The sequence below is a fragment of the Streptomyces sp. CB00455 genome (genome assembly GCF_001905445.1).
In the GTDB taxonomy this organism is placed as follows: Bacteria; Actinomycetota; Actinomycetes; order Streptomycetales; family Streptomycetaceae; genus Streptomyces.
In genome coordinates this window covers 586261-611518 of the sequence record NZ_LIVQ01000004.1, presented here as the reverse complement: position 1 = coordinate 611518, position 25258 = coordinate 586261, and the positions used below count along the sequence as shown (strand labels likewise).

Below are 25258 nucleotides of genomic sequence, written 5' to 3'. Positions count from 1 at the left end.
CAGCTGATTCCAACTGCCGACATCCGTCCGCGGCTCACCCCCACGTCGGTGAGGAAAAACCGGCTTGTAGAGCCGACACCTGCTCCAACTCGATGGTGCGAGACGATGTTCCCGCAGGCCAGGCAGATACCCGTCATGCGTGTACGCCGATGGCGAACGGAAGCCGCTCAAATCAGCGTGTCGCCCCGATCCACTAGGAATGTCTTACCCGTGGGGACTGACACTCCATGCCGACGGGACCGGTCCCCTCAGCTGAGGGCGAACACGTTTCCGTCCCGAATGCAGGGTGGAGCCCCCGCGGATGTTTACGTTCCGTATTCGTTCACGTGCAGTGTGTGACGCAGGCCGTAACCCCGATGCCGTTTCCGCAGTTGCTCCGGGCATGGCCCTCACCACCGCAGGCGTCCCGTCACCCCGCGTCCCGGTCGAGGGCCCGGACGCCTCCTGGTACGAGCGGGTGCTCGGCTGGAGCGTCGTGGCCGGATCGCCCGCCCGGCTGGTGACGGGGTCCCGGTTCGACGTACTGGAGCTGCCGTCCGATGCGGGGGCGGAGCTCCTGCGCAGGCCGGTCGCCACGGGCCCGGTGGCGCTCGCGGGGCGGCGGATGCGCTTCCTGGTGGCCGCGGGCGGCGCGGAGGAGCTGGAGGGGCTCCTCGACTGGCTGGAATGGGGCGGGGTGGCCCTGGATCTCACCGCCCTGGGTGAAGGCGGCCGGATCACCGCCCCGGTTCCCCCGGGGCAGCCCCCTGGCCCTCGGGGAGCCGCCGTGTGGCTGCGACCCCCCGAGCAGGGGTGTGAGGCTCTGCTGCCGGCCCTGCCGGGTCACGGACAGGGTGCCGGGCCCGCCCGCGGACCCGATCTCGTACGGCTGGTGGCCGCCGCGGCGACGGAATGCCACCGCGCGCGCCTGCGGCGCCGTACGAGCCGCTCCCGTCAGCCCTTGGTCTTCTCGTAGGCCTCGCGGATCTCGGCCGGCACACGACCGCGGTCGTTCACGTTGTAGCCGTTCTCCTTGGCCCACGCGCGGATCTCGGCGGTGTCCGGGTTGCCGGTCGCGGCGGAGGCGCGGCCGCCCTTGGTGCGGGCACCGGTGGCACGGCCACCGGTGCGGCGGCCGCCCTTGGTGTACGGGTCGAGCAGACCGCGGAGCTTTTCAGCGTTGGCGGTGGTGAGGTCGATCTCGTAGGTCTTGCCGTCCAGAGCGAACGTCACCGTCTCGTCCGCCTCGCCACCGTCGAGGTCGTCGACAAGAAGGACCTGAACCTTCTGTGCCACCGGGATTTCCTTTCATCGAAAAGCAGTACGCGGAAAGGAAACCGCTTTTGCCTGGAAAACACAAACCCCCGGGGAGAGGTTCGAGACCGCAACAGGGCGGGAAACGTGCGCGATTCGGACATAGGCCACAGGCGCGCGGAGACCCGAAAAGCCACGGTGATCGATCAGAGGTGCAGAAGCATCCGACTGTTACCCAAGGTGTTCGGCTTCACTCGTTCGAGACCGAGGAACTCCGCGACGCCCTCGTCATAGGAACGCAGGAGCTCGATGTAGACATCGGTCTCCACCGGCGTCTCGCCGATCTCGACGAAGCCGTGCTTCGCGAAGAAGTCCACTTCGAAGGTCAGGCAGAAAACCCGGCTGACCCCGAGCGTGCGGGCGGTGCGCAACAACTGCTCCAACACCAGGTGGCCCACTCCGGCGCCCTTCAAGGTGCGGTCGACGGCAAGAGTGCGGACTTCGGCGAGGTCTTCCCACATCACGTGGAGAGCGCCACAGCCGACCACCGAGCCGTCCGAGTCGCGTTCCGCGACCCAGAACTCCTGGATGTCCTCGTAAAGGACGACGGGGGCTTTGTCGAGCAGGATCCGCTGCTGCACGTACTGGTCGAGCAGGCGGCGCAGCGCGGGAACATCAGCGGTGCGGGCACGGCGGATCGTCACTGTTTCTGCATGTGCAGCGGAAAACTCTCCCATGCCCCGGACGCTATCGCCCCCTCCCCTACGGACGCTCGGCGGAGTCCTCTTCGGCTCCGGGTGGCGCGGGGGTTCGCGGCGCGGCCGCTCCGGGCGGCCCGGCGGCCGGGCCGGGGGCGGTTCCGGGGGCTGTTCCGGGGGTGGTTCCGGGGTCGTTCGCGGGGGCGTTCGCGGGGGCCGGCTCCGGGGCGGACTCGTCGTCGTGCTGGACGATCCGTACGGCGTCCCTGAGTGCTTCCCGCTGTTCCGCCGACATCATGCCGAAGAACGCGACGAGGGCGGCCGCGGGGTTGTCGCTCGTCGACCAGGCTTCGTTCATCAGTGCGGCCGAGTAGGCGGCGCGGGTGGAGACCGCCGTATATCGATAGGCGCGGCCTTCGGCTTCCCGGCGGACCCAGCCCTTCTGATGGAGATTGTCCATGACGGTCATGACCGTGGTGTACGCGATGGACCGTTCCTGCTGGAGGTCTTCCAGCACTTCCCGGACGGTGACCGGGCGGTTCCACTGCCACACCCGTGTCATGACGGCGTCTTCGAGTTCTCCCAAGGGGCGAGGCACAACAGCACGATAGTGCGGATTGTGGGTAATTGCCCGACTATTCGCTCGGCAACGCGCAACAAAATCGGGCGCCCGGCCCGATTCCGAAGGGCCCCGCGCCCGGTGTGCCCGCGGACGCTACTTCTGCGGCTGCCGGGCGGCTTCGGCCCGGGCGATCACGGCATCGACCGCCGCGTCCTCCTTGGCCTTGTTGGCGCCGCCCTGGGACTTCACGATCGTCACGACGAGGGCGATGAAGAACGCGGCCATCACGATGGGGGGCACGAGCGCGGAGACGTAGTCCATGCCCTCAGCGTAGCTACCCGGCGGCCCGCCCGGCCGCGGGGGGCGGACCGGGCTTGCGGCGCGGCGGGAAGACCTCGCCGGGGGTCGGGACCGGCCTGGCCGGCTGCCCGGGCTTGGCCGGCTGCCCGGGCTCCGGCGTGGGCGCCGGGGCGGGCTCGGGGGCCGGTGAGGGCTCCGGCCGCTCCTCACGGCCGCCGGCCAGGGCCAGCAGCCGGGTCCGGGGGGCGGGGGTGGTGGACAGCCGCCGGCGTACGGAGCGCTCCGCGAGTGCCTGGGCGCGGTCCAGCAGGGCGGCTGCGACCGGGCCGGCCCGCAGGGCGCGCAGGGCCGCGAGGTCGTCGGGCGTCGGCTCGTACCCGGCGGCCAGGGCGTCCTGGAGCAGTTCCAGGTACCCGGTGAGGCTGCCGGGCAGGGCGCCGCGGTAGCGGGCCAGGTCCTCCAGGAGGAAGGCTCTGAGCCGGGCCGCCTCCCGGACCGCCTCGTCCACCGACTGCGCGAGGCGCAGGCAGCCTTGGACCTCCGCGGCCGTGAGGGGCGCCGGGGAGGACTGGAGGGCGTGGGCGAGCGAACGCCTGAGCACGTGCAGCTCGGCGGCGCTGAACGCCATGCCGCCGCGGGATCCGTAGGGCGTGGGCATGCGCCGAAGATACGCGCTAATCGGACAAAAACCCCCGAGGTCGACCGGTCTCGGCGTGCCGGGCCGGGAGCGGGCATGGGCCGCTGCGGCGTGGGGCGGTGCGGGGTGGGGCGGTGCGGCGCGGGGCGGCGCGGGGCGGCGCGGGGCGGCGCGGGGCGGGGCGGCGCGACGCGGGGCGGCGCGACGCGGGGCGGGGCGGTGCGGGGCGGTGCGGGTAGCTGAGACCGGTGCGGCCCCCCGAAGCGACCCCGCCCGGGGCTGTTTGGCCCGGGACGGTCCGACCGGGGCAGCTCAGCCCGGTGCGGCCCGGCGCAGGGCAGCACGGCCCAGGGTGGCTCAACCCTCTGCGGCCCGGCGCGGGGCTGACCGGCCCCGTGCGGCCCCGGGCATGCCGGCCCGGGGTGGCTCGCCCCGGTACGGCCCCGGGCGGGCCGGCCCAGGGCGACTCAGAGCCCGGGGCTGCCCATCCCAGGGCGACTCAGAGCCCGGGGCTGCCCATCCCAGGGCGACTCAACCCGGTGCGGCCCGGCGCGGGGCGGTCCGGCACGAGTAGCTCAGCCTGGTGTGGCCCAGCCCGGGGCGGCCCGGCGCGAGGCCGGCCAGCCCGGGGCGGGGGCTCAGCCGGTTTCTTTGATCGCGCGCAGGAAATCGGACCAGGCGGCCTGGGTGGTCGCCAGGACGAGGTGCGCCGGGTCGGCGCGGTCGGCGACCCGGACGAGGGACCCGGGGGCGGTGGCGACGTAGACGCAGGCGTCTCCCTCGCTGCAGAACGAGGACTTCTGCCACACGGGCTGAGCGGTCATGGTGTCTCTCCTCCGGCTGATTCCCGTGGAGGGACCGTATCGCCGGGACGGGCCGCAACCGGCCGGTTCGGCCGAATTCGGCGTTTCGCCGTGTCTCCCGGCCGGTTTGCGGGGGCCCCGGGCGGGGGTGCGGGGCGCCTACAGGCGGGCGGCGAAGGCGGCGGCCGCCGCCCGGACGTCCTCCGGGGTCCAGGACAGGCCCGGTTCGGTGACCTCCACCTCCGTCATCGCCAGATCCGGCGGCCCGGCCGGGGCCCAGCGGCGGAAGAGGACCGTGCCCGTCTCCTCCGCCTGCCGCAGACCCGCGTCCGTCAGACGGTCCGCGTCGTACGGGAGCCACGCCTGGAACTGGTGGGTGTGCGGCTCCCGCGGATGGATCCGGAACCAGGGCAGTCCCGCCTGCGCGAACCCCTCCCGCAGCGCCGAGGCCACCTCCCGCGCCTGCGCCACGTACGCCGGGAGTTTCGGCAGCTCCCGTTCCAGCCCGGTCAGCGCCGCGAGGGCCTGGGGGAACTGCCGGAAGATCTGGCCCCCGTAGCGGTGGCGCCACACCCTGGTCTCCTCCACGAAGTCCTGCGGCCCCGCCAGGGCCGCCCCGCTCAGGCCGCCGAGCGATTTGTAGAAGGAGACGTACACGGAGTCGGCCAGGGCCGCGATGTCCGCGAGGGCCCGCCCGAAGTGGACGGTGGACTCCCACAGCCGGGCCCCGTCGAAGTGGACCACCGCCTCGCGCGCGCGGGCCGCCTCGACGAGCGCCCCGAGCTCCTCCCAGGTGGGCAGGAGGAAGCCCGCGTCGCGCAGCGGGAGCTCCAGCATCAGCGTCCCGAAGGGCTCCCGGACGCCGGCGACCTCGGCCGGCGACGGCTGGCGGGGCTCGGTGGTCGGGTGGACCGCGCGGAGCCCGGAGACGGCCGAGAGCGCGTCCCCCTCCCAGCGCTCGGGGTGGCTCATCGGGTGGAGCGCCACGGCCCGGTTCCCGGTCCGGCCGGCCCAGCAGCGCAGCGCCACCTGCTGCGCCATCGTCCCGCTCGGGAAGAACGCCGCGTCCTCGGTGCCGAGCAGCTGCGCGACCCGGCGCTCCAGGGCGGCGACGACGCCGTCCCCGTAGACGTCGGCCGGCTCGTCCAGGTCGTACGGGGCATCGGCGAGCGGCGCGAGCAGCTCTCCCACCGTGGCTTCCTGCAGGCAGGGGGACAGCTTGCGGCGCGCCCCGCGCCAGGCCGCGACCAGGCGCTTCGTGCGCGCGGCGTCCTCGTCGCCCGTGTCGTCGCAGCTGCCGCAGGCCGGCGCGTGGGCCGCCCCGTCCCCCGTCTCGTGGGCCGTGCCGCCGGCGCCGTGGTCGTCGTCCTGACCGCCCCCGTGCCCGCCGCTGTCGTCGCTCATGGTTCCGATCCTCGCCCCATCGCCGCCGGACCGGCCATCGGCCCCAGGAGCTAGCATGGCGGCGTATCGTCCGGTACCCCCCGCGGACTGGAACGGAAGGCCCTCCCCGCGTGAATCCTTCACAGCAGCCACGCCCTGCGCGGCTCGCGATCGGCGTCGTCGGAGCCGGCCGGGTCGGCCCCGCGCTGGCCCGCGCGCTCCAGCAGGCCGGGCACCGGCCCGTCGCCGTCTCCGGAGTGTCCGACGCCTCCGTGCGCCGGGCCGCGCGGATGTTGCCCGACGTCCCCCTCGTCCCGCCGGAGCAGGTCTTCGAGAACGCCGACCTGGTCCTGCTCACCGTGCCGGACGACGCGCTGCCCTCCTTGGTCGAGGGTCTTGCCGAGACCGGCGCGATCCGGCCCGGCCAGCTCCTCGTGCACACCTCCGGCCGCTACGGGACCGCCGTGCTCGACCCGGCGCGCCGCGCGGGCGCCCTGCCGCTGGCCCTGCACCCCGCGATGACCTTCACCGGCACCGAGGTCGACGTGCAGCGGCTCGCCGGCTGCTCCTTCGGCGTCACCGCCCCCGAGGAACTGCGCCTCGCCGCCGAGGCCCTGGTCATCGAGATGGGCGGGGAGCCGGAGTGGATCGCGGAGGAGAACCGTCCGCTCTACCACGCGGCCCTGGCCCTGGGCGCGAACCACCTGGTCACCCTGGTCGCCCAGTCCATGGAGCTGCTGGGCAGGGCCGGGGTCGAGCACCCCGACCGGATGCTCGGCCCGCTGCTCGGCGCCGCCCTCGACAACGCCCTGCGCTCCGGGGACGCCGCGCTGACCGGCCCGGTCGCCCGCGGGGACGCCGGAACCGTCGCCGCGCACGTCTCGGAGCTGCGCCGGCACGCGCCGGGCGCGGTCGCCGGATACCTGGCGATGGCCCGCACCACCGCCGACCGGGCCCTGGCCCACGGCCTGCTCAAGCCGGAACTCGCCGAGGACCTGCTCGGCGTGCTCGCCGACGGCGCCCCCGGCGCCGCGGGGGCGCCGGGCGCCACCGGCTCCGAGGACGGTGCTCCGTGACCGGACTGCTGCTGCACACCGCCGCGGAGCTGCACGCGCTCGCGCGCACCGGCCGCCGGGCCGTGGTCATGACCATGGGCGCCCTGCACGAGGGCCACGCCACGTTGATCCGTACCGCCCGCGAACTGGCCGGCCCCGGGGGCCAGGTCGTCGTCACCGTTTTCGTCAATCCGCTCCAGTTCGGGGCGAACGAGGACCTCGACCGCTACCCGCGCACCCTGGACGCCGACGTACGGATCGCCGCGCGAGCGGGCGCCGATGCGGTGTTCGCCCCCGCGGTCGAGGAGGTCTACCCCGGCGGCGACCCGCAGGTGCGGATCAGCGCCGGCCCGATGGGCGGGCGCTACGAAGGGGCCACGCGGCCCGGGCACTTCGACGGGATGCTGACCGTCGTCGCCAAGCTGCTCCACCTCACCCGCCCTGACCTGGCCCTCTTCGGCCAGAAGGACGCCCAGCAACTGGCCCTGATCCGGCGGATGGTGACCGACCTCAACTTCCCCGTCGAGGTGGTCGGCGTACCGACCGTCCGCGAGGAGGACGGACTCGCGCTGTCCTCCCGCAACCGCTACCTCTCCGCCGCCGAGCGGCGCACCGCACTGGCCCTGTCCCGTGCCCTGTTCGCCGGGCGCGACCGGCTCGCCGCCCAGGCGGCGCTGCGCGCCCGCGCCGAAGCCGCCCCGGCCAGCGACGAGCGGGCCAGTGCGCTGGCGAAGCTCGGGGAGGTCCGCGCCTCCGCGGACGCGCACGCCGTCTCGGCGGCGGGCGCCGGGCTGCCGGACGCCGTACGGGCCGCGGCCCGCCACGTCCTGGAGGAGGCGGGCCGCCACGATCCGCCGCTGGCCCTGGACTACCTGGCGCTGGTGGATCCGGAAGACTTCACCGAGGCGGCCGCCGGGTTCACCGGCCGGGCCGTGCTGGCCGTCGCCGCCAAGGTGGGCACGACGCGGCTGATCGACAACATCCCACTGGAATTCGGAGCACACGCGTGAGCACCCCAGGCAGAGGCATCCAGCCGGGCGGCACCGGCATACGGCTGCACGCGCCGGCCCCCGGCTGGTCCCTCGACGCCGACGTCGTGGTCGTCGGCTCCGGCGTCGCGGGCCTGACCGCCGCCCTGCGCTGCGCGGCCGCCGGACGGCGCACGGTCGTGGTCACCAAGGCGCGGCTCGACGACGGCTCCACCCGCTGGGCCCAGGGCGGCATCGCCGCGGCCCTCGGCGAGGGTGACACCCCCGAGCAGCACCTCGACGACACCCTGGTCGCGGGCGCGGGCCTGTGCGACGAGGAGGCCGTACGACTGCTGGTGACCGAAGGGCCCGGCGCGGTACGGCGTTTGATGGAGACCGGCGCCGTCTTCGACACCTCCTCGGAGACCGGTGAGATAGAGCTGACGCGCGAGGGCGGCCATCACCGGCGCCGGATCGCCCACGCGGGCGGCGACGCCACCGGCGCCGAGATCTCGCGGGCGCTGGTCGAGGCCGTGCAGGCCGCCGGCATCGAGACCGTGGAGAACGCGCTCGTGCTGGACCTGCTCCAGGACGCGCGGGGCCGTACGGCCGGCGTCACGCTGCACGTCATGGGCGAGGGCCAGCACGACGGCGTCGGCGCGGTCCACGCGCCCGCCGTGATCCTCGCGACCGGCGGCATGGGGCAGGTCTTCTCCGCCACCACCAACCCGTCGGTGTCGACGGGTGACGGCGTGGCGCTCGCGCTGCGCGCCGGGGCCGAGGTCTCGGACCTGGAGTTCGTGCAGTTCCACCCGACGGTGCTGTTCCTCGGGGCGGACGCCGAGGGGCAGCAGCCGCTGGTGTCCGAGGCGGTGCGCGGCGAGGGCGCGTACCTCGTCGACGCGGACGGCGTCCGTTTCATGACGGGGCAGCACGAGCTCGCCGAGCTGGCGCCGCGCGACATCGTCGCCAAGGGCATCATGCGGCGCATGCAGGAGCAGGGTGCGCAGCACATGTTCCTCGACGCCCGGCACTTCGGCGCGCAGATGTGGGAGCAGCGCTTCCCCACCATCCTCGCCGCCTGCCGAAGCCACGGCATCGACCCGGTGACCGAGCCGATCCCCGTCGCGCCCGCCGCGCACTACGCCTCCGGCGGCGTCCGGACCGACCTGCACGGGCGCACCACCGTGCCGGGCCTGTACGCCTGCGGCGAGGTCGCCTGCACCGGGGTGCACGGGGCGAACCGGCTGGCCTCCAACTCCCTGCTGGAGGGTCTGGTCTTCGCCGAGCGCATCGCCGACGACATCACCGCGCAGGCCCGCTCCGGCAACGGCCCCGGCGTCCCCGTCCCGGCGACCGGGCCGCTGCAGCCCGCCGCAGCGCGGTACGAGGTCCAGCGGATCATGACGGACGGCGCGGGCGTGCTGCGCTCCGCCGCGTCGCTGCGCACGGCGGCCGAGGCCCTCGAAGGGCTGTACGCGACCGCTCTGAACGACCTCGAAGCGCACGGCAAGACCGCCGAGCCGGGTGTGGACACCTGGGAGGCCACGAACCTGCTGTGCGTGGCCCGGGTGCTGGTCGCCGCCGCGTTGCGGCGCGAGGAGACCCGCGGCTGCCACTGGCGCGAGGACCACCCGGACCGGGACGACGCCGCCTGGCGCCGTCACCTGGTCGTGCGGCTCTCGGCCACCGAGAAGCGGGCCCTGGTCGTCCTCCCCACCGATTCCGCGGACTTCCCGTCCGTGCGCCTACCCCTCAGTACCCCCCAGAGCCTGGAGCAGTGACCGTGAGCACCCCCGAACTTCCCCTGATCGACCAGAACGACGGCGGCTGCGGCGACGACTGCGCCTGCGGTGACGGCGAGGAGACCGGCCTGGACCCGGCGCTGGCCCAGCTGCTCGCGGACGCGGGCCTGGACCCCGTCGAGGTCGAGGACATCGCCCACATGGCGCTCTCGGAGGACCTCGACGGCGGGGTCGACGTCACCACCGTCGCCACCGTCCCCGAGGACGCCGAGGCCGTCGCCGATTTCGTCGCCCGCGAGGACGGCGTCGTGTCCGGGCTGCGCATCGCCGAAGCCGTGTTCTCCATGGTCTGCACCGAAGCCTTCGAGGTGGAGCGGCACGCGGAGGACGGCGACGGCGTCCGGGCCGGGCAGGTGCTGCTGTCGGTGCGCTCGCGCACCCGCGACCTGCTGACGGCGGAGCGCAGCGCGCTGAACATCCTGTGCCGGCTGTCGGGCATCGCGACCGCCACCCGCCGCTGGGCGGACGTCCTGGAGGGCACCGGGGCGAAGGTCCGCGACACCCGCAAGACCACGCCGGGCCTGCGCGCGCTGGAGAAGTACGCGGTGCGCTGCGGCGGCGGCGTCAACCACCGCATGTCGCTGTCGGACGCGGCGCTGGTCAAGGACAACCACGTGGTGGCGGCGGGCGGTGTCGCGCAGGCGTTCAAGGCCGTACGGGAGTCCTTCCCCGACGTGCCCGTGGAGGTCGAGGTCGACACCCTGGAGCAGGTCGCCGAGGTCGTGGAGGCGGGAGCCGACCTGATCCTGCTGGACAACTTCACGGTCGCGCAGACCGCCGAGGCCGTGGCCCTGGTGGCCGGCCGCGCGGTGCTGGAGTCCTCGGGCCGCCTGACCCTGGACACCGCCCGGGCGTACGCGGAGACCGGGGTGGACTTCCTGGCCGTCGGCGCCCTGACCCACTCCTCGCCCATCCTGGACATCGGTCTCGATCTGCGCGAGGCGGTGTAACCGGTGCTCCTCACCATCGACGTGGGCAACACCCAAACGGTCCTTGGCCTCTTCGACGGTGACGAGATCGTCGAGCACTGGCGCATCTCGACCGACCCGCGGCGCACGGCCGACGAGATGGCCGTGCTGATGCAGGGGCTGATGGGCATGCACCCGATGCTCGGCAACGAGCTGGGCGACGGCATCCACGGCATCGCGATCTGCTCGACGGTGCCGTCGGTGCTGCACGAGCTGCGCGAGGTGACGCGGCGCTACTACGGCGACGTGCCGGCGGTGCTGGTGGAGCCCGGCATCAAGACGGGCGTGCCGATCCTCATGGACAACCCGAAGGAGGTCGGCGCGGACCGCATCATCAACGCGGTCGCGGCGGTCGAGCTCTACGGCGGTCCGGCGATCGTGGTCGACTTCGGCACGGCGACCACCTTCGACGCGGTGTCCGCGAAGGGCGAGTACGTGGGCGGGGTGATCTCCCCGGGCATCGAGATCTCGATGGAGGCCCTCGGTGTACGGGGCGCCCAGCTGCGGAAGATCGAGCTGGCCCGCCCGCGCAACGTGATCGGGAAGTCCACGGTCGAGGCGATGCAGTCGGGCGTGGTCTACGGCTTCGCGGGCCAGGTCGACGGGGTCGTGGCCCGGATGGCCAAGGAGCTGGCCGGCCCGAACGGCGACCCGGACGATGTCCGGGTCATCGCCACCGGTGGCCTCGCGCCGATGGTCCTCGGGGAGTCCTCGGTGATCGACGAGCACGAGCCGTGGCTGACGCTGATCGGCCTGCGCCTGGTCTACGAACGCAACGCGCCGAACTTCGAGTGACGGGCTCCCCGCGGCGCGCGCCCGTGGGTCATCCGCGGCCCGTGTGCCGCGGGGCGGCCGGGGCGGGCAGGCGCCGAAGGGCGGCGCGCCACGGGTGCCGGGCGGTGCGGCCCTGCACGACCGCCCGGAACTGCTCGTAGGACCGGGCCGCGCGCAGCACGGCGAGGTCGTCCCGGCCCGGCGGCGGAGGCATCGGGGCGCCCTGCTGTGAGGCCCGGTAGGTGTCGATGAGGTACTGCTCGATCGCGGTCATGTATCCACCCTCGCTCCGTCGGTAGCGCGACGCGCGTCGATTGACGCCCGCCGTCAATCGATGCCGTCGCGGCCCTCCGTACAGGGCGTTCGCCGGACCGCTGCCGGGCCCCCGTCCGGCCCCGCCGGTGCGCCCGCCCCGAGGGCCCGCACGGCGGGCACACCGGCAGAATGGGGCGATGAGCGTCACCATCGACATCGCCGGGCTCCCTGCCGAGCGGATCTCCTTCGCGCCCTCGCCGCTGGCCGAGCTCTGCATGGCCCTGCACGCGCTCTCCCAGCCCGCCCACCACCCCGGGCTGGCCTCCTGGACGACCGCCACCTCCGCGGCGCTCGACCCCTCCCTCGCCGACCGGCTGCTGGAGGGCGACTTCATGTGGCGGAGTTCGTTCTCCGACGTGTTCATGCCCTTCGCCGGGATCCCCGGCGGAGCCGGGCTGCCCGCCGCGACCCTGGCCGAGGAACTCGACGTACTGGACCGGCTGGACGACGAGCTGTTCGTGACGGCGGCCCTGGAGCACTGCTGGCTCGCCCAGTACAACGAGGGCGGCATCCCCTCGCCGTTGAAGGATCCGGCGGCGAAGGCCAAGGCTCTGGAGACGGCTGCCGCCCGCGGTCCGCGCCAGCTGGCCTTCTCCGTCCGGCTGCTGGAGGACCCGGCCGGTGTCCGCGCCTGGATGCGCCGGCTCCTGGAGGACTGCGACGAGGCCTTCTTCGCCGAGGCCTGGAAGCGCTTGGAGCCCGCACAGAGCGCCGACGCCCGGCACAAGACCGAGGTGCTGCGGCGCAAGGGTCTCCCGGCCGCGCTGCAGGAGGTCTCCCCGGCGCTCAGCGTCGACGAGGGGCTGACGACGGTCACGGTGGACAAGATGGTCCACGGGTCGGCCACCGCCACCGATCCCCGGCTGGGCCCCGGCCTGGTCTTCGTCCCGACCCACTTCGGCCGGCCGCACCTGCTCGTCCTGCACGCCCCGAGCTGGCGACCGGTGGTCCACTACCCGCTCGGCTCCCCCCAACTGACCGTCGCTGCGGGATCGGTGGAGCTGATCCAGCGGCGGATGGAGGCGCTGGCGCACCCGATGCGGATGCTGCTGTGCCGCAGCCTCGCCCGCGCCCCGTACACGACGAGCGAACTGGCGACCGTACACGGCATCACCGCTCCGGAGGTGTCCCGGCACCTGGCCGCACTGAAGAAGGCCGGCCTGACACACACCCGGCGTCAAGGCCGGTACGTCCAGCACCAGTTGGACCTGTCCGTGGTGGCGCGCCTGGGCTCCGACCTCATAGAGGGACTGCTCCGCTAGTGCCGTGGGGCTCGCCCCCCGGGGTGAATGGCCGGTTCTCGACGGCGCGGAAGCTCCGATATACGGAATTCACAAACCGGAATCAGCGAAAACTCTGGCCAGGACCGCCGCTTGCTGTTTAACGTGCGTCCACCGCTCCCCCCACGTACCGCGCACCGCTTCCTGCTCGCCCTTGTCGTGGAAGGACCTTCATGCCCTCACGCCGTATAGCTGCCGCGACCGCGGCCCTGGCCGCAGCAGCCCTCGTCTCCCCCCTGCTGCTCGCCGGGCCGGCCGGAGCCACCGGGAGCCCCCAGAGCGATGCCGCACGAGGTGACGCCCTGGCCGGGAAACTGGTCAAGGAGGCGACCGGCAAGGGCGCCTACAACCACCTGAAGGTCTTCCAGGCCATCGCGGACTACAACAAGGGCACCCGCGTGGCGGGTTCGAAGGGCCACGTGCAGTCCGCCCAGTACGTCGAGGCCGTCATGCGGGCGGCCGGCTACAAGGTCACCAAGAACGAGTTCGACTTCGTGTACGTCGAGACCGTCGCCGAGAAGCTGACGGTGAACGGCGCGAACGGGCACGACGTCCCGATCCACCTGATGACCTACACCGCGAGCTCCCCGGCGGCGGGCGTGACCGCCCAGATCGCCGTCGCACCGGTCGACGCGGACGGCACCAACGGCTGCGAGCCGGGCGACTTCGCCGCGGGCGCCTTCACCGGGAAGATCGCCCTGGTCAAGCGCGGCGGCTGCACCTTCGCCGTCAAGCAGGCCAACGCGGCCGCCGCCGGCGCGGTCGGCGCGATCATCTACAACAACACCGAGGGCGCCCTGAACGGCACCCTGGGCGACCCGAACGCGGGCAAGGTCCCCACCGGCGGCATCAGCCAGGCCGACGGCGAGAAGCTCGCCGCCGACGCGGCGGGCGGCCCGGTCGCGGTCACCCTCGACCTCCGCGAGCTGCGGGAGAACCGCAAGACGTACAACGTCGTCGCGGAGACCCGGGGCGGCGACGCGGACAACACCGTCTTCCTCGGCGCGCACCTCGACTCGGTCGCGGCGGGCCCGGGCATCAACGACAACGGCTCCGGCTCGGCCGGCATACTGCAGGTCGCGCAGCGCCTCGCGAGCAGCCAGACCAAGGTCAAGAACAAGGTCCGGTTCGCCTGGTGGTCGGCGGAGGAGTACGGTCTGCTCGGCTCCGAGGCGTACGTCGCGGGGCTGACGGAGGCGCAGAAGAAGCAGATCAAGCTCTATCTGAACTTCGACATGATCGCCTCGCCGAACGCCGCCTACTTCGTCTACGACGGCGACGACTCGGACGGCGTGGGCTCGGGCCCCGGCCCGGCCGGTTCCGCCCAGCTGGAGAAGGGGATCAACGACTTCCTCGACTCCAGGAAGATCCCGCACGCGGGCACGGACTTCTCCGGCCGCTCGGACTACGGCCCGTTCATCGAGGTCGGCATCCCCTCCGGCGGTACGTTCACCGGCGCCGAGGGGGTCAAGACGCCGGAGGAGGCCGCGAAGTTCGGCGGTCAGGCGGGTGTCGCCTACGACGTGAACTACCACGCCGCGGGTGACGACATCACGAACATCGACCAGAAGGCGCTCGACATCAACGTCGACGTCATCGCGAACGCGGTCGGCCACTACGCCCACGACCTGGCCCCGCTCTCGAAGCCGGTCGTCTCCCAGCCGACGCCGGGCGGCGGCAGCGGGGGCGGCGGTCTGCACGAGGGCCACGACGAGGTCCGCCAGTAGGCACGCGCTCCGGCGTAAGGGGCCGCCGTCCCGCGGGGGACGGCGGCCCCTGCGGGACGGCGGCCCGGTCGGGGCCGGGGCGCCGCTCGGCCACTGCCCCTCACCCCGGCCGGAGCGGCCACCCGGACAGCCCCGTCACGCCGGGGCCGGGGCGTCCGCCGGCCGCCAGGCCCTGATGCCGACCGGCTGGACCAGCCAGCCGAAGTCACCGAGACCGCCGCGGGCGGTCAGTTCCGCCGCCTCCCCCGCCGAGGAGAGGGCCCGGACGTAGGCCGCCGGATCCGTCGACGCCAGGGCCAGCGGGGGCCGGGACCCCGAGACGCCCAGCGCGCTCAGGGCCTCGCGCTGGGTCAGCAGCACCGACCCCGGCCCGGCGCAGGCGTCCAGCGCCACGTGAGCGGTGACATCGCAGCTGCCGTCCGGGACCGGCCGGACCTCCCGGCCCGCGCGGAAGCCCGTCAGCGTGCCCCACGGGGGCCGCGCCCCGCGGGTGTGGGCGTAGTCGACCGCCACCGCCAGCCCCCGCTCCAGGCCCGCCACGGCCGCCGCCCACGCCTCGTCCCGCGGCCGGCCGATCTCCGCACGGTCGCCGCCGGGCCACCACCGCTCCAGCCAGGCCAGGTCCGCGCCTTCCACCGGGTCGCCGGGGCTCTCCGTACCGTCCGCCGCGACCAGGACGTAGCGCCCGTCCTGCGCGACATCCAGCGGTACGTTGTCCAGCCATTCGTTCGCGAAGAGCAGCCCCGTCACCCCGCCGGGCGGTTCGGCCGCCCACTGGATCCGCGGGTCGAGCCCCTCGGGCCGCTCCGCGCGCTCCACGGCGTACGGCCGCACCCGCGCGGCCACCTCCGGCTCCAGCGCGGCGAGCACCCCGGCCAGCAGCTCCCCCCGCCCGGCCCCCACGTCGACGAGGTCCAGCCGCCGCGGGTGCCCGAGCTCCCCGTCCACCCACCGCAGCAGCCGGGCCACGGCCCCCGCGTACAGCCCCGAGGCGTGCACCGAGGTGCGGAAGTGCCCGGCGGGACCGGGGCCGCCCGGCCGCACGTAGAAGCCGCCGGGCCCGTACAGCGCCGACCGCATCGCGCGGCGCCATCGAACCGGAGTCACGGACACACCCTGAGCGCTCATCACCCAAAGGCTAAGCTCCCCCTCCACCTTGGGGAGTACGCCTGCGGTGCGAGGTTCGCACCTGTGGTTGACTCCAGCACCTATCACCTTTCCCTACTCTGGGTTACGTGCAGCGCCTCTACGACTTCCTCCGCAGACACCCGACGGGCGTCGACGGCTTCTGGGCTGTCCTCCTGTTCGGTACCGCCATGCTGGAAGTCGCCGACAACGGCCCGAGCACCACCGCCGCCCGGCTGGTCGCGGTGCCGTCGGTGATCGCCATGGGCGCCGTCGTGGCCCTGCGCCGCAGGTGGACGAAGCAGATGTTCTGGCTGGCCGTCGCCACCGGCGTCTACCAGCTGCTGACCCACACCGACGTCCACATCGGCGACTTCGGGATGCTGATCGCCCTCTACACGGTCGCGGCCTCGGCCGAGGTCTCCCGGCGGCTCTCCCGCACGGCCTTCGCCCTCGGAGTGGCCGCCGCCCCCCTGTACGCCCTGCGCTTCCACGTGGACAAGGGCCGCACCGTCGACAACGTCCTGTTCACCCTCTTCGTGGTCGTCCCCTTCGTCCTGGCCTGGGTGCTCGGCGACTCCCTGCGCACCCGGCGGGCCTACTACGCCCAGCTCATCGAACGGAACCAGCGCCTGGAGAAGGAGCGCGAGGCACAGTCCAAGGTCGCCGTCGCCGCCGAACGGGCCCGGATCGCCCGCGAGCTGCACGACGTCGTCGCGCACAACGTCTCGGTGATGGTGGTCCAGGCCGACGGCGCGGCCTACGTCATGGACGTGGCCCCCGAGCAGGCCAAGGAAGCCCTCCAGACCATCTCCGGCACCGGCCGCCAGGCCCTCGCCGAGATGCGCCGGCTGCTGGGCGTGCTGCGCACCGGCGAGCCGCAGGAGTCCGAGGACTACGTGCCCCAGCCGGACGTGGAGCAGATCGAGGTCCTGGTCGAGCAGGTACGGGCGGCCGGGCTCGCGGTGGACTTCGAGGTCGAGGGCGCGCCGAGGCGGCTGCCCAGCGGTGTCGAGCTGACCGCGTACCGGATCGTGCAGGAGGCGCTGACCAATACGCGCAAGCACGGGGGCCCCGACGCGACGGCGAGCGTGCGGCTGGTCTACTTCGACGACGGGCTCGGTCTGCTCGTCGAGGACGACGGGCGGGGCGCGGCACACGAGCTGTACGAGGACGGCGGCGCCGACGGCGCCGGGCACGGGCTGATCGGCATGCGCGAGCGGATCGGTATGGTCGGCGGAACCCTGGACACCGGGCCGCGGCCGGGCGGCGGTTTCCGGATCAGCGCGCTGCTTCCCCTGAAGAAGAGTTGAAGTCGAAGAGGACGAGGTAACCGATGTCCATCCGAGTGATGCTGGTCGACGACCAGGTGCTGCTGCGCACCGGCTTCCGGATGGTGCTCGCCGCCCAGCCGGACATGGAGGTCGTGGCCGAGGCGGGCAACGGCCTGGAGGCGCTGGAGGTGCTGCGGGCCACGAAGGTGGACGTGGTGCTGATGGACGTGCGCATGCCGAAGCTCGACGGCGTCGAGGCCACCCGCCGGATCTGCGAGCCGGAGGAACACCCGAAGGTGATCATCCTGACCACCTTCGACCTGGACGAGTACGCCTTCTCGGGGCTGAAGGCGGGGGCGAGCGGCTTCATGCTGAAGGACGTCCCGCCCGCCGAGCTGCTGGCGGCCATCCGGTCGGTGCACAGCGGCGACGCGGTGGTCGCACCGTCCACGACCCGCCGGCTGCTGGACCGTTTCGCCCCGATGCTTCCCTCAACCACGCAGGAGCCGCAGAACAAGGAGATCGAGCGGCTGACGGACCGCGAGCGGGAAGTCATGCTGCTGGTGGCCCAGGGCCTGTCGAACGGCGAGATCGCGGCCCGGCTGGTCCTCTCGGAGGCGACGGTCAAGACCCATGTGGGCCGCATCCTGACGAAGCTGAGCCTGCGCGACCGGGTCCAGGTGGTCGTCCTGGCGTACGAGACGGGCCTGGTCAGAGCGGGCGGCGGAGCGGCTTAGGCCCTGTCGTCGAAGGGGCGCCGGCAAGGCCCGCGGCGGCCGGCGCCCGTGCGCCGGGGAGCCGGGGCCTGCGGGAGAGCCCTCAGGTCATCCAGCGGTCCGGGCGGGCCGCTGCCCGGGAGGTGTGGGCCCGGGCGGCCTGCGCGGCCAGGAGGGCGGCGGCTTCGGCCGTCGCCCTCAGCCGGGCGGTGACCGTGCCGTCGGCGCCCGTGTCGACATGGAGGTCGGCCAGGCCGCGGGCCCGTTCCCAGGGGCCCTGCGTGAGGCGGACGCTCTGCACCTTGGCGTGCGGGACCACCTCCGTGCGGCGGCACAGGCGGCCGTGCCGGGCGGCGAACACGTCCGGGGAGACCGCCAGGGCGTAGCCCTTCCACCACACCGGGACCACCCAGCGCGCACCGCGCGCCGGGGAGCCGCTGAAGGACAGCGCCGCCAGGTCCACCCCCGGCAGCACCCGGGCGATCACGGCATGGGCGGCGGCCCGCGACGCCACCGGGACCAGGACCCCGTTCTTCGAGCCCGCGACGGCCAGTTCCACCCGGACCCAGTCGCGCCGCCGCCACAGCAGCGGCTCCACGATCCGTACGCTCTGCACGCGCCCCGGCGGCACGGTCTCGTGGGCCCGGTCCAGCAGCCCGTGGTCCAGGCGCAGCCCGTCCGGGGACTCGGCGACGGTCCAGTCGTACTCGGTGAGGAAGCGGCCCGCGGTGCCCGCCCAGACCGCACCGAGCATCGGGAGCAGCGTGAAGACGGCCACCCACGGGTTGGAGCTGAACCACCACACGAGCACCGGCATGGCGATCCCCCCGGCCAGCGCCGCCCAGACGCCGAGGCTCAGCAGCAGGGAGACGACGACGTCGCGGGGGCGCACGCGCAGCAGCTCCCGTTCGGGTGCCTCACCCAGGCGCACCGCCTCGGCGGGGGCGAAGCCGGCCGCGCGGGCGAGGAGCTCGGCGCGCAGCGCCACGGCCTGCGGCTCGCCGAGGAAGGCCAGCTCGTCCTTGGCCTCGGCGCCGATGACGTCGAGCCGCAGGCTGGCGACCCCGGTCAGCCGGGCCAGCAGGGGCCGGGTGACGTCGATGGCCTGGATCCGGTCGAGGCGGATGTGCGCGGCGCGCCGGAAGATCAGGCCGCTGCGGATGCGCAGCTCGGTATCGGTGACGGCGTAGTGGGTGAACCACCAGCTCAGGAACCCGTAGACACCGAACACCAGGACCAGGCCGGCCACGGCGGCCAGCCGGAGCAGGGTGGACAGGTCCGCGATCCACTGGCCGGCGCGGTCGCCCTGCTGGGCGATGACGCCGACGGTCGCGGCGATCGGCACCCAGGCGCGGCGCAGCGGCGTGAAGGGGTGCAACCGCCGCTCGCCGGCCCCGCCGCCCGCGGCCGCCGGGGCTGCCGCTCCTGCTGTGGCCTCCGGGCCGGGGCCCCCGGGGACCGGGACCCCGGGGGCGCCGTCCCCGGGCGCACGGCCCCCGGGGACAGCGGCCTCCGGGAGCGGCAGTCGGGGGTCCTCGTCCGGCGGGCCGGGGGTCACAGGCCCGCCGATCTTGCCTCGCCGAGCTCGGTGAGGCGGTCGCGCAGCCGCTCCGCCTCCGCCGGCACCAGCCCGGGGATCCTGGCGTCCGTCGCGGCGGCCGCCGTGTGCAGCTGTACGGAAGCCAGCCCGAAGCGGCGCTCCAGCGGGCCGGAGGTCACCTCGACCAGCTGCATCCGCCCGTACGGCACCACCGTCTGCTCCCGCCACAGCACGCCCCGGCTGATCAGCAGGTCGTCCACGCGCTCGGCGTACCGCCAGGACCGCCAGTTGCGGCCGAGCATCACCCATCCCCAGGCCGGGACCACGAGCCAGCACCCGGCGAGCGCCGCCCACCCCGGGCCCGCCGCCAGGCCCAGCACGACCGCGCTCACCCCCACGAGAGCGGCCGTCCAGAGCACCAGCAGCAGCCGGCGCAGCGTGAGCAGCCCGCCCGGCAGCCCCACCCACACGGGCTCCCCCGACCCACCCGTCGTCCCGGTTTCCATGCGTCCACCCTAGGGGGTGTCCGGCCGCCCGGACCGGGCCCTCGGCACCCCGTCCGCGATCCGGCCCGATCGACGCGACGGCCCCCGCGGCTGAGACAATGCCCGCATGACGGAGACCACGGTCGGCATCGGCGGCGCGGCGGAGAGCACCGACATGGTGCTCAACATCGGCCCCCAGCACCCTTCCACGCACGGCGTCCTGCGTCTGCGCCTCGTCCTGGACGGCGAGCGGATCGTCAGCGCCGAACCGGTGGTCGGCTACATGCACCGCGGCGCCGAGAAGCTCTTCGAGGCGCGCGACTACCGGCAGATCGTGATGCTCGCGAACCGCCACGACTGGCTGTCCGCCTTCTCCAACGAGCTCGGCGTGGTCATGGCCGTCGAGCGGATGCTGGGCATGGAGGTCCCCGAGCGTGCCGTGTGGATGCGGACGCTGCTGGCCGAGCTGAACCGGGTGCTGAACCACCTGATGTTCCTCGGCTCCTACCCCCTCGAACTGGGCGGGATCACCCCGATCTTCCACGCGTTCCGCGAGCGCGAGGAGTTGCAGGCCGTCATGGAGGAGATCTCCGGCGGCCGCATGCACTACATGTTCAACCGGGTCGGCGGCCTCAAGGAGGACCTCCCGGCCGGCTGGCTCGGCCGGGCCCGCGAGGCCGTCGCCGACGTCCGCACCCGCATGGACGTCTACGACAAGCTGGTCCACGGGAACGAGATCTTCCGGGGCCGCACGCGCGGCGTCGGGGTCCTGTCCGCGGAGGCGGTCCACGCCTACGGGGTCTCCGGCCCCGTCGCCCGCGCCTCCGGCGTCGACTTCGACCTGCGCCGCGACGAGCCGTACCTCGCGTACGACGAGCTCCAGGACGTCCTCAAGGTGGTCACCCGCACCGAGGGCGACTGCCTGGCCCGCTTCGAGGTCCTGCTGGAGCAGACCCACAACGCGCTCGACCTCGCCGTCGCCTGCCTGGACCGGATGGCCGTCCTTGCGCCGGGCCCCGTCAACCAGCGCCTGCCCAAGGTCCTGAAGGCCCCCGAGGGCCACACCTACGCCTGGACCGAGAACCCCCTCGGCATCAACGGCTACTACCTCGTCTCGAAGGGCGAGAAGACCCCGTACCGGCTGAAGCTGCGCAGCGCCTCGTACAACAACATCCAGGCGCTGGCGGTGCTGCTGCCGGGACAGCTGGTCGCGGACATGGTGTCGATCCTCGGCTCGCTGTTCTTCGTCGTGGGCGACATCGACAAGTAGCCCGCGCGAGGGCGCCGCGCTCGACCAGGCACATCCCGGGCTCGACGAGGCACCCCCCGCGCTCGACGAGGCACCCCCTAGGGTGGGGTGATGGACTCAGCCATACGCGCCGGCTACCTGGAGCGCCTCGGCACCACCGATCCCGGCTCCCCCTGCGCCGAGGGGCTGTTCGCCCTCCACCGGGCACACCTGGAACGCGTCCCGTACGAGAACATCGACATCCAGCTCGGCCGGCCGCCCGGCATCGACCCCGCGCTGTCGGCCCGGCGCTTCGCCGCCGGACGGGGCGGGTACTGCTACCACCTCAACGGGGCCTTCGCGCTGCTCCTGGAAAGCCTGGGCTACGAGGTGACGCGGCACACCGGCGGCGTGAACGCCGATCCCGCGGAGCGCGGCGTGAACGGCGGACACCTCACCCTGACCGTTCGCGTCGACGGCGCGGCGTACTTCGTCGACGCCGGCCTCGGCGACGGTCCGCACGAGCCGCTGCCGCTGCGCGAGGGCGTGTACGCGCGGGGCGGCGGCGCCCGGTACGTCCTGGAACGGCTCGAACCGCTGGACGGGGAGGGGCCGGGCTGGACGTACCGCAATCCCGGCGGTCCCATGCCCCGGATGAACTTCCGGGACGCCGTGGCGACGATGTCCGGTTTCGAGGGCATGCACCGGTGGCTCTCCACCGGCGCGGACTCCCCCTTCGTACGGACCCTGGCCCTTCTGCGGCGGGACGCGCGGGGCATCGACGTCCTGCGCGGCCGGGTGCTGAGCCGCATCGAGCCCGCCAAGGGGACGAGCGAACGCGAACTGGCGGACCGGGACGAGCTCTTCGAGGTCATCGCCACGGTCTTCGGGCGGCGGCTGGACGATCTCACCCCGGTGGACCGGGCGGCGCTGTGGGCGCGGGTGTGCGCGACGCACGAGGACTGGCTGGCCTCCCGGGCGGTCTGACCGCTCCCCGCGGGGCGCACCCGTCGTCCGTGCCCCGTCGTCCGTGCCCCGGTGTCCGTCCGCGGTGTCCGTCCGCGGTGTCCCAGTGCCGGCGTCCGTACGCCCGCGTCCCCACACCGCTGTCGGAGCCGCAGGGCAGACTGGGGGCATGTCCCACTCCCCCCGCCGCGCCTGCCCCGTCTGTGGCCGCGACTGCGCCGTCACCGCCGGACGGATCGCCCGCCACGACCCTCCCGCCGGCCGGGACCGCGGCGATCTGGTGTCCTGTCCCGGCTCGCGGGCCCGGGTGGTGCTCGGTGCCTCGGCGCCGATGCTGGACGGCTTCACCCTGGGGCCGCACCCGGGTCAGCTCCCGCTGTTCTGACTTCCGAGGACACGCGAACCGCGCCCGGGGCGGACGGCGGCGGGGCCCGCTCGGCCCGTCCCGGACGCCGTGGTCAGGAAATCGCGGTGTGCAGGCGGACCACGTCGATCGGCTCCGTCTCGTCGTGCGCCGTGAGGTCGATGACCTGGCCGGGCGTGCGCGTCCCGGGGGTGTCCTCCTCGGCCGGACCCTGGCCCGAGCCCGGCCCGGCCGGGGTCCGGCCGGGCTGCGCGGACGCCACGGGCTCCGGGGACTCCGCGGACTGCGCCTCGTGGACCGCGAGGGCCTCGGCGCCGACCACGTCGGCCAGGTCCTCGTTCTGAACGGCCTCGATCGCCGCGATGGCCTGGGCGGCGTTCTTGGTACCGAAGAAGTCGAAGCCGCCCTCCACGCGGGAGGCCCGTCGCTGCGCCGCATACGGGGCCACCGCCGCCGCCCGGCGGTTGGCCGGGACGCCGGCCGGCCGGCCGTGGCTCTCGGCGGCGGCCGCGGGAGCCGAACCGGAGGCGGGAGCCCCGCCCGGAGCAGGAGCAGCGGCCCCGCCCGGAGCGGGAGCAGTGCCCGGAGCGGGAGCGGCGCCCGGAGCAGGAACAGTGGCCGCGGGGGCCCTCTTCGGCCCCCGCGGCGGCACGGGCAGCTCCCGGGTCCGGGCCTTGTGGGCCAGCGCGTTCAGCGCGGCGTGGGCGCGGGCGTAGCCGACGGAGGTCGGCGCGCCCGCCGAGGTGCGCTCCTCGGAGACGGCCGGGAGTTCCTTCGGCGCGGCGGCGGCCGGAGCCGCGGAGGCTTCGATGGCCAGCAGCCGGCGGCCCTCCAGCGCGCTCGCGCGCTCGGTCTCGGCGGTCGCGTACCGCCGCAGCAGCGCCGCGTGCTCACCCCGCAGCCCCGCCAGTTCGACCCGCTTGGCGCGCAGCTTCGTCTCCAGCCTGGCGCGCAGCACCCGGGCCTCTTCGAGGTCGGATTCGAGCTCGGCGATCCGCTCGTCCGTCTTCCACTCGTCCTTGACCCGCTCGCGCGCGAGTTCCGCGACGCGGCGGCCCGCAGCGCGGTCCCAGGCCCGCATCACGATCGCGCCACCCACGCCCGTGGCCGCCGCGAGGGCCACGAGGAGCCTCAGCGGGACGGGTTCCGCGAGCAGCCAGGCGGCGCCTGCGCTGGTGAGGGCCACACCGGCGACAGTCGTCGGCGTGAGCAGCCGGTGCAAGGGCTCGGGATTGCGGTGGCGTCCACGGGGCATGGCCTGAAATTTACAGGGCGTAGGGCCCCGTGGGGTACCCGCCGGGCAATCTCTGCCGGGCAGTTACCCCACTTTTCTCCGCCGGCCCGGTAACCGCACCGCTACTTCTTCGAAAGGCCCTTGGACTCCAGGTACGCCTTCGCGACATCCGCCGGCTTGGCGCGCTCCGCGTCCACCTTGCGGTTGAGGTCGACCAGGTCGGCCGTCGTGAGCGTCTGGGTCAGCCGGGCCAGGGCGGCCGCGACCTCAGGGGCGCCGGCGTCCTTGGCGTGGACCACGGGAAGCACGTTGTCGGCGTTCTGCAGCTTCTGGTCGTCGTCCAGCAGGACCAGGCCGTAGGTGTCGAGCGTGGCGTCGGTGGTCGTGGTGAGGACCAGCTGGTCGGCGCCGTCCTTGACCGCCTGCTTCGCCTGCGGGGTGCCGACGCCCTTGGGGTCGATCCCGGACACCTGGATCCCGTAGGTCTTCGTCAGTCCGGGTGCGCAGAAGGGGCGGACGGCGCATTCGTCCCCAGCGGCGATCTTCACCTTCAGCCCGGACTTTCCAAGATCGGAAAGGGACTTCAGGTTGTTCTTCTGTGCGAATTCCTTCGTCACGGCGAAGGCGTTCTGGTCGACGGCCGCGCCGGCGGGCAGCGCCTTCAGGCCGAGGGGCGCCGCGAGCTTCTCCAGGGCCGCCACCGTCGCCGCGGCGTCGCTCGACGCGACCGGCTTCTCCTCGGGCGCCTTCGCACCGTTCACCTTGGCGTTGAGGAACTCCGCGAGGGTCGCCGCGTACTCCGGGACGACGTCGATCTCGCCCTTCTCCAGGGAGGGTTCGTACAGCTCGCGGTTGTTGACCGTCTTGACCGAAGTGCTGTAGCCGGCGTCCTTCAGGACCTGCGCGTACAGCTCGGCCAGCACGTTGGACTCGGTGAACCCGGCGGCGCCGATCACCAGCGACCCCTTGCCACCCTGTGAGGAGGGCGCTGAGGCCGTGTCGGATCCGCCGTCCTTGCTCTTCTCCAGGCTGTCGCCGCCGCATGCGGCCAGCGACACCGTCAGGGCCAGGGTGCCCAGGGACGCGCCGAGGGCGCGGGTGGTCTTGGTCATGGGGGTACTCCGTTCGAGGCGGGGGAAAGGGATCAGCGGGACGCCGCGGCCGTCCGGGGCAGCAGCCGGTCCGCGGCCACCAGCACGCCCTCCACCAGCAGGGCCAGTGCCGCCACCAGCAGGGCGCCGGCGACGACCTGCGCGGTGTTGTAGGTGTTGAATCCGGCGGTGATGATCCGGCCGAGACCGCCCTGGCCGACCATCGCCGCGATCGTGGCGGTGGCGATGACCTGCACGGCGCCCGAGCGCACGCCGGTCATGACGAGGCCGCGCGCGAGCGGCAGCTCGACCCGGAAGAAGAGCTGGCGACCGGACATGCCCATGCCCCGGGCGGCCTCCACCACCGAGCGGTCCACCTCCCGCATGCCGACGTACGCGTTCGTCAGGAGCGGCGGGACGGCGAACAGCACCAGGGCGACGATGGTGGGCAGATAGCCCGCGTTGCGCAGCGGGGAGACCATGAACAGCGCCAGCACCGCGAAGACGGGCACGGCGCGGCCGGCGTTGGAGACGTTGACCGCGAGGGCCCCGCCCTTGCCGAGGTGGCCGAGGAACAGGCCGACGGGCAGCGCCACCGCGCAGGCGATCGCGAGGGCCATCCCGCTGACGTAGACGTGTTCGCCGAGCCGGTTCCAGACGCCGTTCTCCCCCGACCAGTTGGCGCCGTCGGCCAGCCAGTCCCAGGCTCCTGTCAGGACGTCCACGG

Annotated in this window: 27 protein-coding genes; 13 read left to right on the top strand and 14 right to left on the bottom strand. The window is 73.7% G+C overall.

Features of this window, described 5'->3' with window-relative positions; all coding sequences use genetic code 11:
* The first annotated feature begins 382 nt into the window (after positions 1 to 382).
* The gene (locus AMK16_RS20095) at positions 383 to 955 is read left to right on the top strand and encodes an SCO3374 family protein (protein WP_073917619.1); all 573 of its coding nucleotides are present in this window, start codon (positions 383 to 385) and stop codon (positions 953 to 955) included.
* Here AMK16_RS20095 and AMK16_RS20090 read toward each other — a convergent pair.
* The 7 genes from AMK16_RS20090 to AMK16_RS20065 form a co-directional block, all read right to left on the bottom strand.
* A complete protein-coding gene (locus AMK16_RS20090; RefSeq protein WP_073917617.1) occupies positions 934 to 1275 on the bottom strand; it encodes a histone-like nucleoid-structuring protein Lsr2 in 342 nt (113 codons plus the stop codon). The two genes, AMK16_RS20095 and AMK16_RS20090, sit on opposite strands and share 22 nt — an antisense overlap.
* A gap of 164 nt (positions 1276 to 1439) precedes the next feature.
* Complete coding sequence (locus AMK16_RS20085) at positions 1440 to 1970, bottom strand: amino-acid N-acetyltransferase (RefSeq protein ID WP_073917615.1); 531 nt, start codon at positions 1968 to 1970, stop codon at positions 1440 to 1442.
* 25 nt (positions 1971 to 1995) lie between these two features.
* Positions 1996 to 2529 carry a BlaI/MecI/CopY family transcriptional regulator gene (locus AMK16_RS20080; protein WP_073917613.1) on the bottom strand — a complete coding sequence of 178 codons (534 nt, stop codon included), beginning with the start codon at positions 2527 to 2529 and terminating at the stop codon, positions 1996 to 1998.
* Positions 2530 to 2646: 117 nt separating this feature from the next.
* Positions 2647 to 2814, bottom strand: coding sequence for a hypothetical protein (locus tag AMK16_RS36680; RefSeq protein ID WP_199885485.1), 168 nt, complete (start codon positions 2812 to 2814; stop codon positions 2647 to 2649).
* 13 nt (positions 2815 to 2827) lie between these two features.
* Entirely contained in the window at positions 2828 to 3421 is a 594-nt protein-coding gene (locus AMK16_RS20075) for a hypothetical protein (protein WP_073917611.1), read from the bottom strand.
* Positions 3422 to 4068: 647 nt separating this feature from the next.
* Positions 4069 to 4254: a DUF397 domain-containing protein gene (locus AMK16_RS20070; protein ID WP_073917609.1), complete on the bottom strand. Its 186-nt coding sequence runs from the start codon at positions 4252 to 4254 to the stop codon at positions 4069 to 4071.
* 138 nt (positions 4255 to 4392) lie between these two features.
* Positions 4393 to 5637: a threonine aldolase family protein gene (locus AMK16_RS20065; RefSeq protein ID WP_073917607.1), complete on the bottom strand. Its 1245-nt coding sequence runs from the start codon at positions 5635 to 5637 to the stop codon at positions 4393 to 4395.
* A 110-nt stretch (positions 5638 to 5747) separates the two neighbouring features.
* Between AMK16_RS20065 and AMK16_RS20060 the strand changes: the two genes are divergently transcribed.
* From AMK16_RS20060 to AMK16_RS20040, 5 genes are read left to right on the top strand one after another with little or no spacing between them, the layout of a single operon-like run.
* Positions 5748 to 6692 carry a Rossmann-like and DUF2520 domain-containing protein gene (locus tag AMK16_RS20060; protein ID WP_073917605.1) on the top strand — a complete coding sequence of 315 codons (945 nt, stop codon included), beginning with the start codon at positions 5748 to 5750 and terminating at the stop codon, positions 6690 to 6692.
* On the top strand, positions 6689 to 7681 hold the full coding sequence (gene panC / locus AMK16_RS20055) for a pantoate--beta-alanine ligase (protein WP_073917603.1): 993 nt from the start codon (positions 6689 to 6691) through the stop codon (positions 7679 to 7681). Before AMK16_RS20060 ends, panC begins: the two co-directional genes overlap by 4 nt.
* Complete coding sequence (locus tag AMK16_RS20050) at positions 7678 to 9423, top strand: L-aspartate oxidase (RefSeq protein ID WP_242438807.1); 1746 nt, start codon at positions 7678 to 7680, stop codon at positions 9421 to 9423. Before panC ends, AMK16_RS20050 begins: the two co-directional genes overlap by 4 nt.
* 2 nt (positions 9424 to 9425) lie before the next feature.
* The gene (gene nadC / locus AMK16_RS20045) at positions 9426 to 10394 is read left to right on the top strand and encodes a carboxylating nicotinate-nucleotide diphosphorylase (RefSeq protein WP_073917602.1); all 969 of its coding nucleotides are present in this window, start codon (positions 9426 to 9428) and stop codon (positions 10392 to 10394) included.
* 3 nt (positions 10395 to 10397) lie between these two features.
* Entirely contained in the window at positions 10398 to 11207 is an 810-nt protein-coding gene (locus tag AMK16_RS20040) for a type III pantothenate kinase (RefSeq protein ID WP_073917600.1), read from the top strand.
* Positions 11208 to 11235: 28 nt separating this feature from the next.
* On the opposite strand, the gene AMK16_RS20035 is transcribed toward AMK16_RS20040, so the two are convergent.
* Positions 11236 to 11460, bottom strand: a complete 225-nt coding sequence (locus AMK16_RS20035) for a hypothetical protein (protein ID WP_073917598.1) — start codon at positions 11458 to 11460, stop codon at positions 11236 to 11238.
* 178 nt (positions 11461 to 11638) lie between these two features.
* Between AMK16_RS20035 and AMK16_RS20030 the strand changes: the two genes are divergently transcribed.
* Positions 11639 to 12763 (top strand): DUF5937 family protein, encoded by a 1125-nt coding sequence (locus AMK16_RS20030; protein ID WP_073917596.1) that lies wholly within the window; start codon positions 11639 to 11641, stop codon positions 12761 to 12763.
* A gap of 191 nt (positions 12764 to 12954) precedes the next feature.
* Positions 12955 to 14508: a M28 family metallopeptidase gene (locus AMK16_RS20025; protein WP_073917594.1), complete on the top strand. Its 1554-nt coding sequence runs from the start codon at positions 12955 to 12957 to the stop codon at positions 14506 to 14508.
* A 135-nt stretch (positions 14509 to 14643) separates the two neighbouring features.
* Here AMK16_RS20025 and AMK16_RS20020 read toward each other — a convergent pair whose 3' ends face one another.
* Positions 14644 to 15636 carry an SAM-dependent methyltransferase gene (locus tag AMK16_RS20020; RefSeq protein ID WP_073917592.1) on the bottom strand — a complete coding sequence of 331 codons (993 nt, stop codon included), beginning with the start codon at positions 15634 to 15636 and terminating at the stop codon, positions 14644 to 14646.
* A gap of 107 nt (positions 15637 to 15743) precedes the next feature.
* Between AMK16_RS20020 and AMK16_RS20015 the strand changes: the two genes are divergently transcribed.
* Positions 15744 to 16946, top strand: a complete 1203-nt coding sequence (locus tag AMK16_RS20015) for a sensor histidine kinase (RefSeq protein ID WP_073917590.1) — start codon at positions 15744 to 15746, stop codon at positions 16944 to 16946.
* A gap of 23 nt (positions 16947 to 16969) precedes the next feature.
* Entirely contained in the window at positions 16970 to 17644 is a 675-nt protein-coding gene (locus tag AMK16_RS20010; RefSeq protein ID WP_073917588.1) for a response regulator transcription factor, read from the top strand.
* A gap of 82 nt (positions 17645 to 17726) precedes the next feature.
* Here AMK16_RS20010 and AMK16_RS20005 read toward each other — a convergent pair whose 3' ends face one another.
* Together AMK16_RS20005 and AMK16_RS20000 are read right to left on the bottom strand one after the other, a co-directional pair.
* The gene (locus AMK16_RS20005; protein ID WP_242438806.1) at positions 17727 to 19181 is read right to left on the bottom strand and encodes a PH domain-containing protein; all 1455 of its coding nucleotides are present in this window, start codon (positions 19179 to 19181) and stop codon (positions 17727 to 17729) included.
* Positions 19178 to 19669, bottom strand: a complete 492-nt coding sequence (locus AMK16_RS20000; protein ID WP_073917586.1) for a PH domain-containing protein — start codon at positions 19667 to 19669, stop codon at positions 19178 to 19180. Before AMK16_RS20000 ends, AMK16_RS20005 begins: the two co-directional genes overlap by 4 nt.
* Before the next feature lie 106 nt (positions 19670 to 19775).
* On the opposite strand from AMK16_RS20000, the gene AMK16_RS19995 reads away from it, so the two are divergent.
* The 3 genes from AMK16_RS19995 to AMK16_RS19985 all read left to right on the top strand — a co-directional run bounded on the left by AMK16_RS19995 (position 19776) and on the right by AMK16_RS19985 (position 22227).
* Positions 19776 to 20918, top strand: a complete 1143-nt coding sequence (locus AMK16_RS19995; RefSeq protein ID WP_073917584.1) for an NADH-quinone oxidoreductase subunit D — start codon at positions 19776 to 19778, stop codon at positions 20916 to 20918.
* 90 nt (positions 20919 to 21008) lie between these two features.
* Complete coding sequence (locus tag AMK16_RS19990) at positions 21009 to 21863, top strand: arylamine N-acetyltransferase family protein (RefSeq protein ID WP_073917582.1); 855 nt, start codon at positions 21009 to 21011, stop codon at positions 21861 to 21863.
* A 148-nt stretch (positions 21864 to 22011) separates the two neighbouring features.
* Positions 22012 to 22227, top strand: coding sequence for a hypothetical protein (locus AMK16_RS19985; protein ID WP_073917580.1), 216 nt, complete (start codon positions 22012 to 22014; stop codon positions 22225 to 22227).
* A 73-nt stretch (positions 22228 to 22300) separates the two neighbouring features.
* On the opposite strand, the gene AMK16_RS19980 is transcribed toward AMK16_RS19985, so the two are convergent.
* The 3 genes from AMK16_RS19980 to AMK16_RS19970 form a co-directional block, all read right to left on the bottom strand.
* Complete coding sequence (locus tag AMK16_RS19980; RefSeq protein WP_073917577.1) at positions 22301 to 23461, bottom strand: hypothetical protein; 1161 nt, start codon at positions 23459 to 23461, stop codon at positions 22301 to 22303.
* Between the two features lie 101 nt (positions 23462 to 23562).
* Positions 23563 to 24552, bottom strand: a complete 990-nt coding sequence (locus AMK16_RS19975; RefSeq protein WP_073917575.1) for an ABC transporter substrate-binding protein — start codon at positions 24550 to 24552, stop codon at positions 23563 to 23565.
* A gap of 32 nt (positions 24553 to 24584) precedes the next feature.
* On the bottom strand, positions 24585 to 25256 hold the full coding sequence (locus tag AMK16_RS19970; protein WP_073917572.1) for an ABC transporter permease: 672 nt from the start codon (positions 25254 to 25256) through the stop codon (positions 24585 to 24587).
* Positions 25257 to 25258 lie beyond the last annotated feature (2 nt).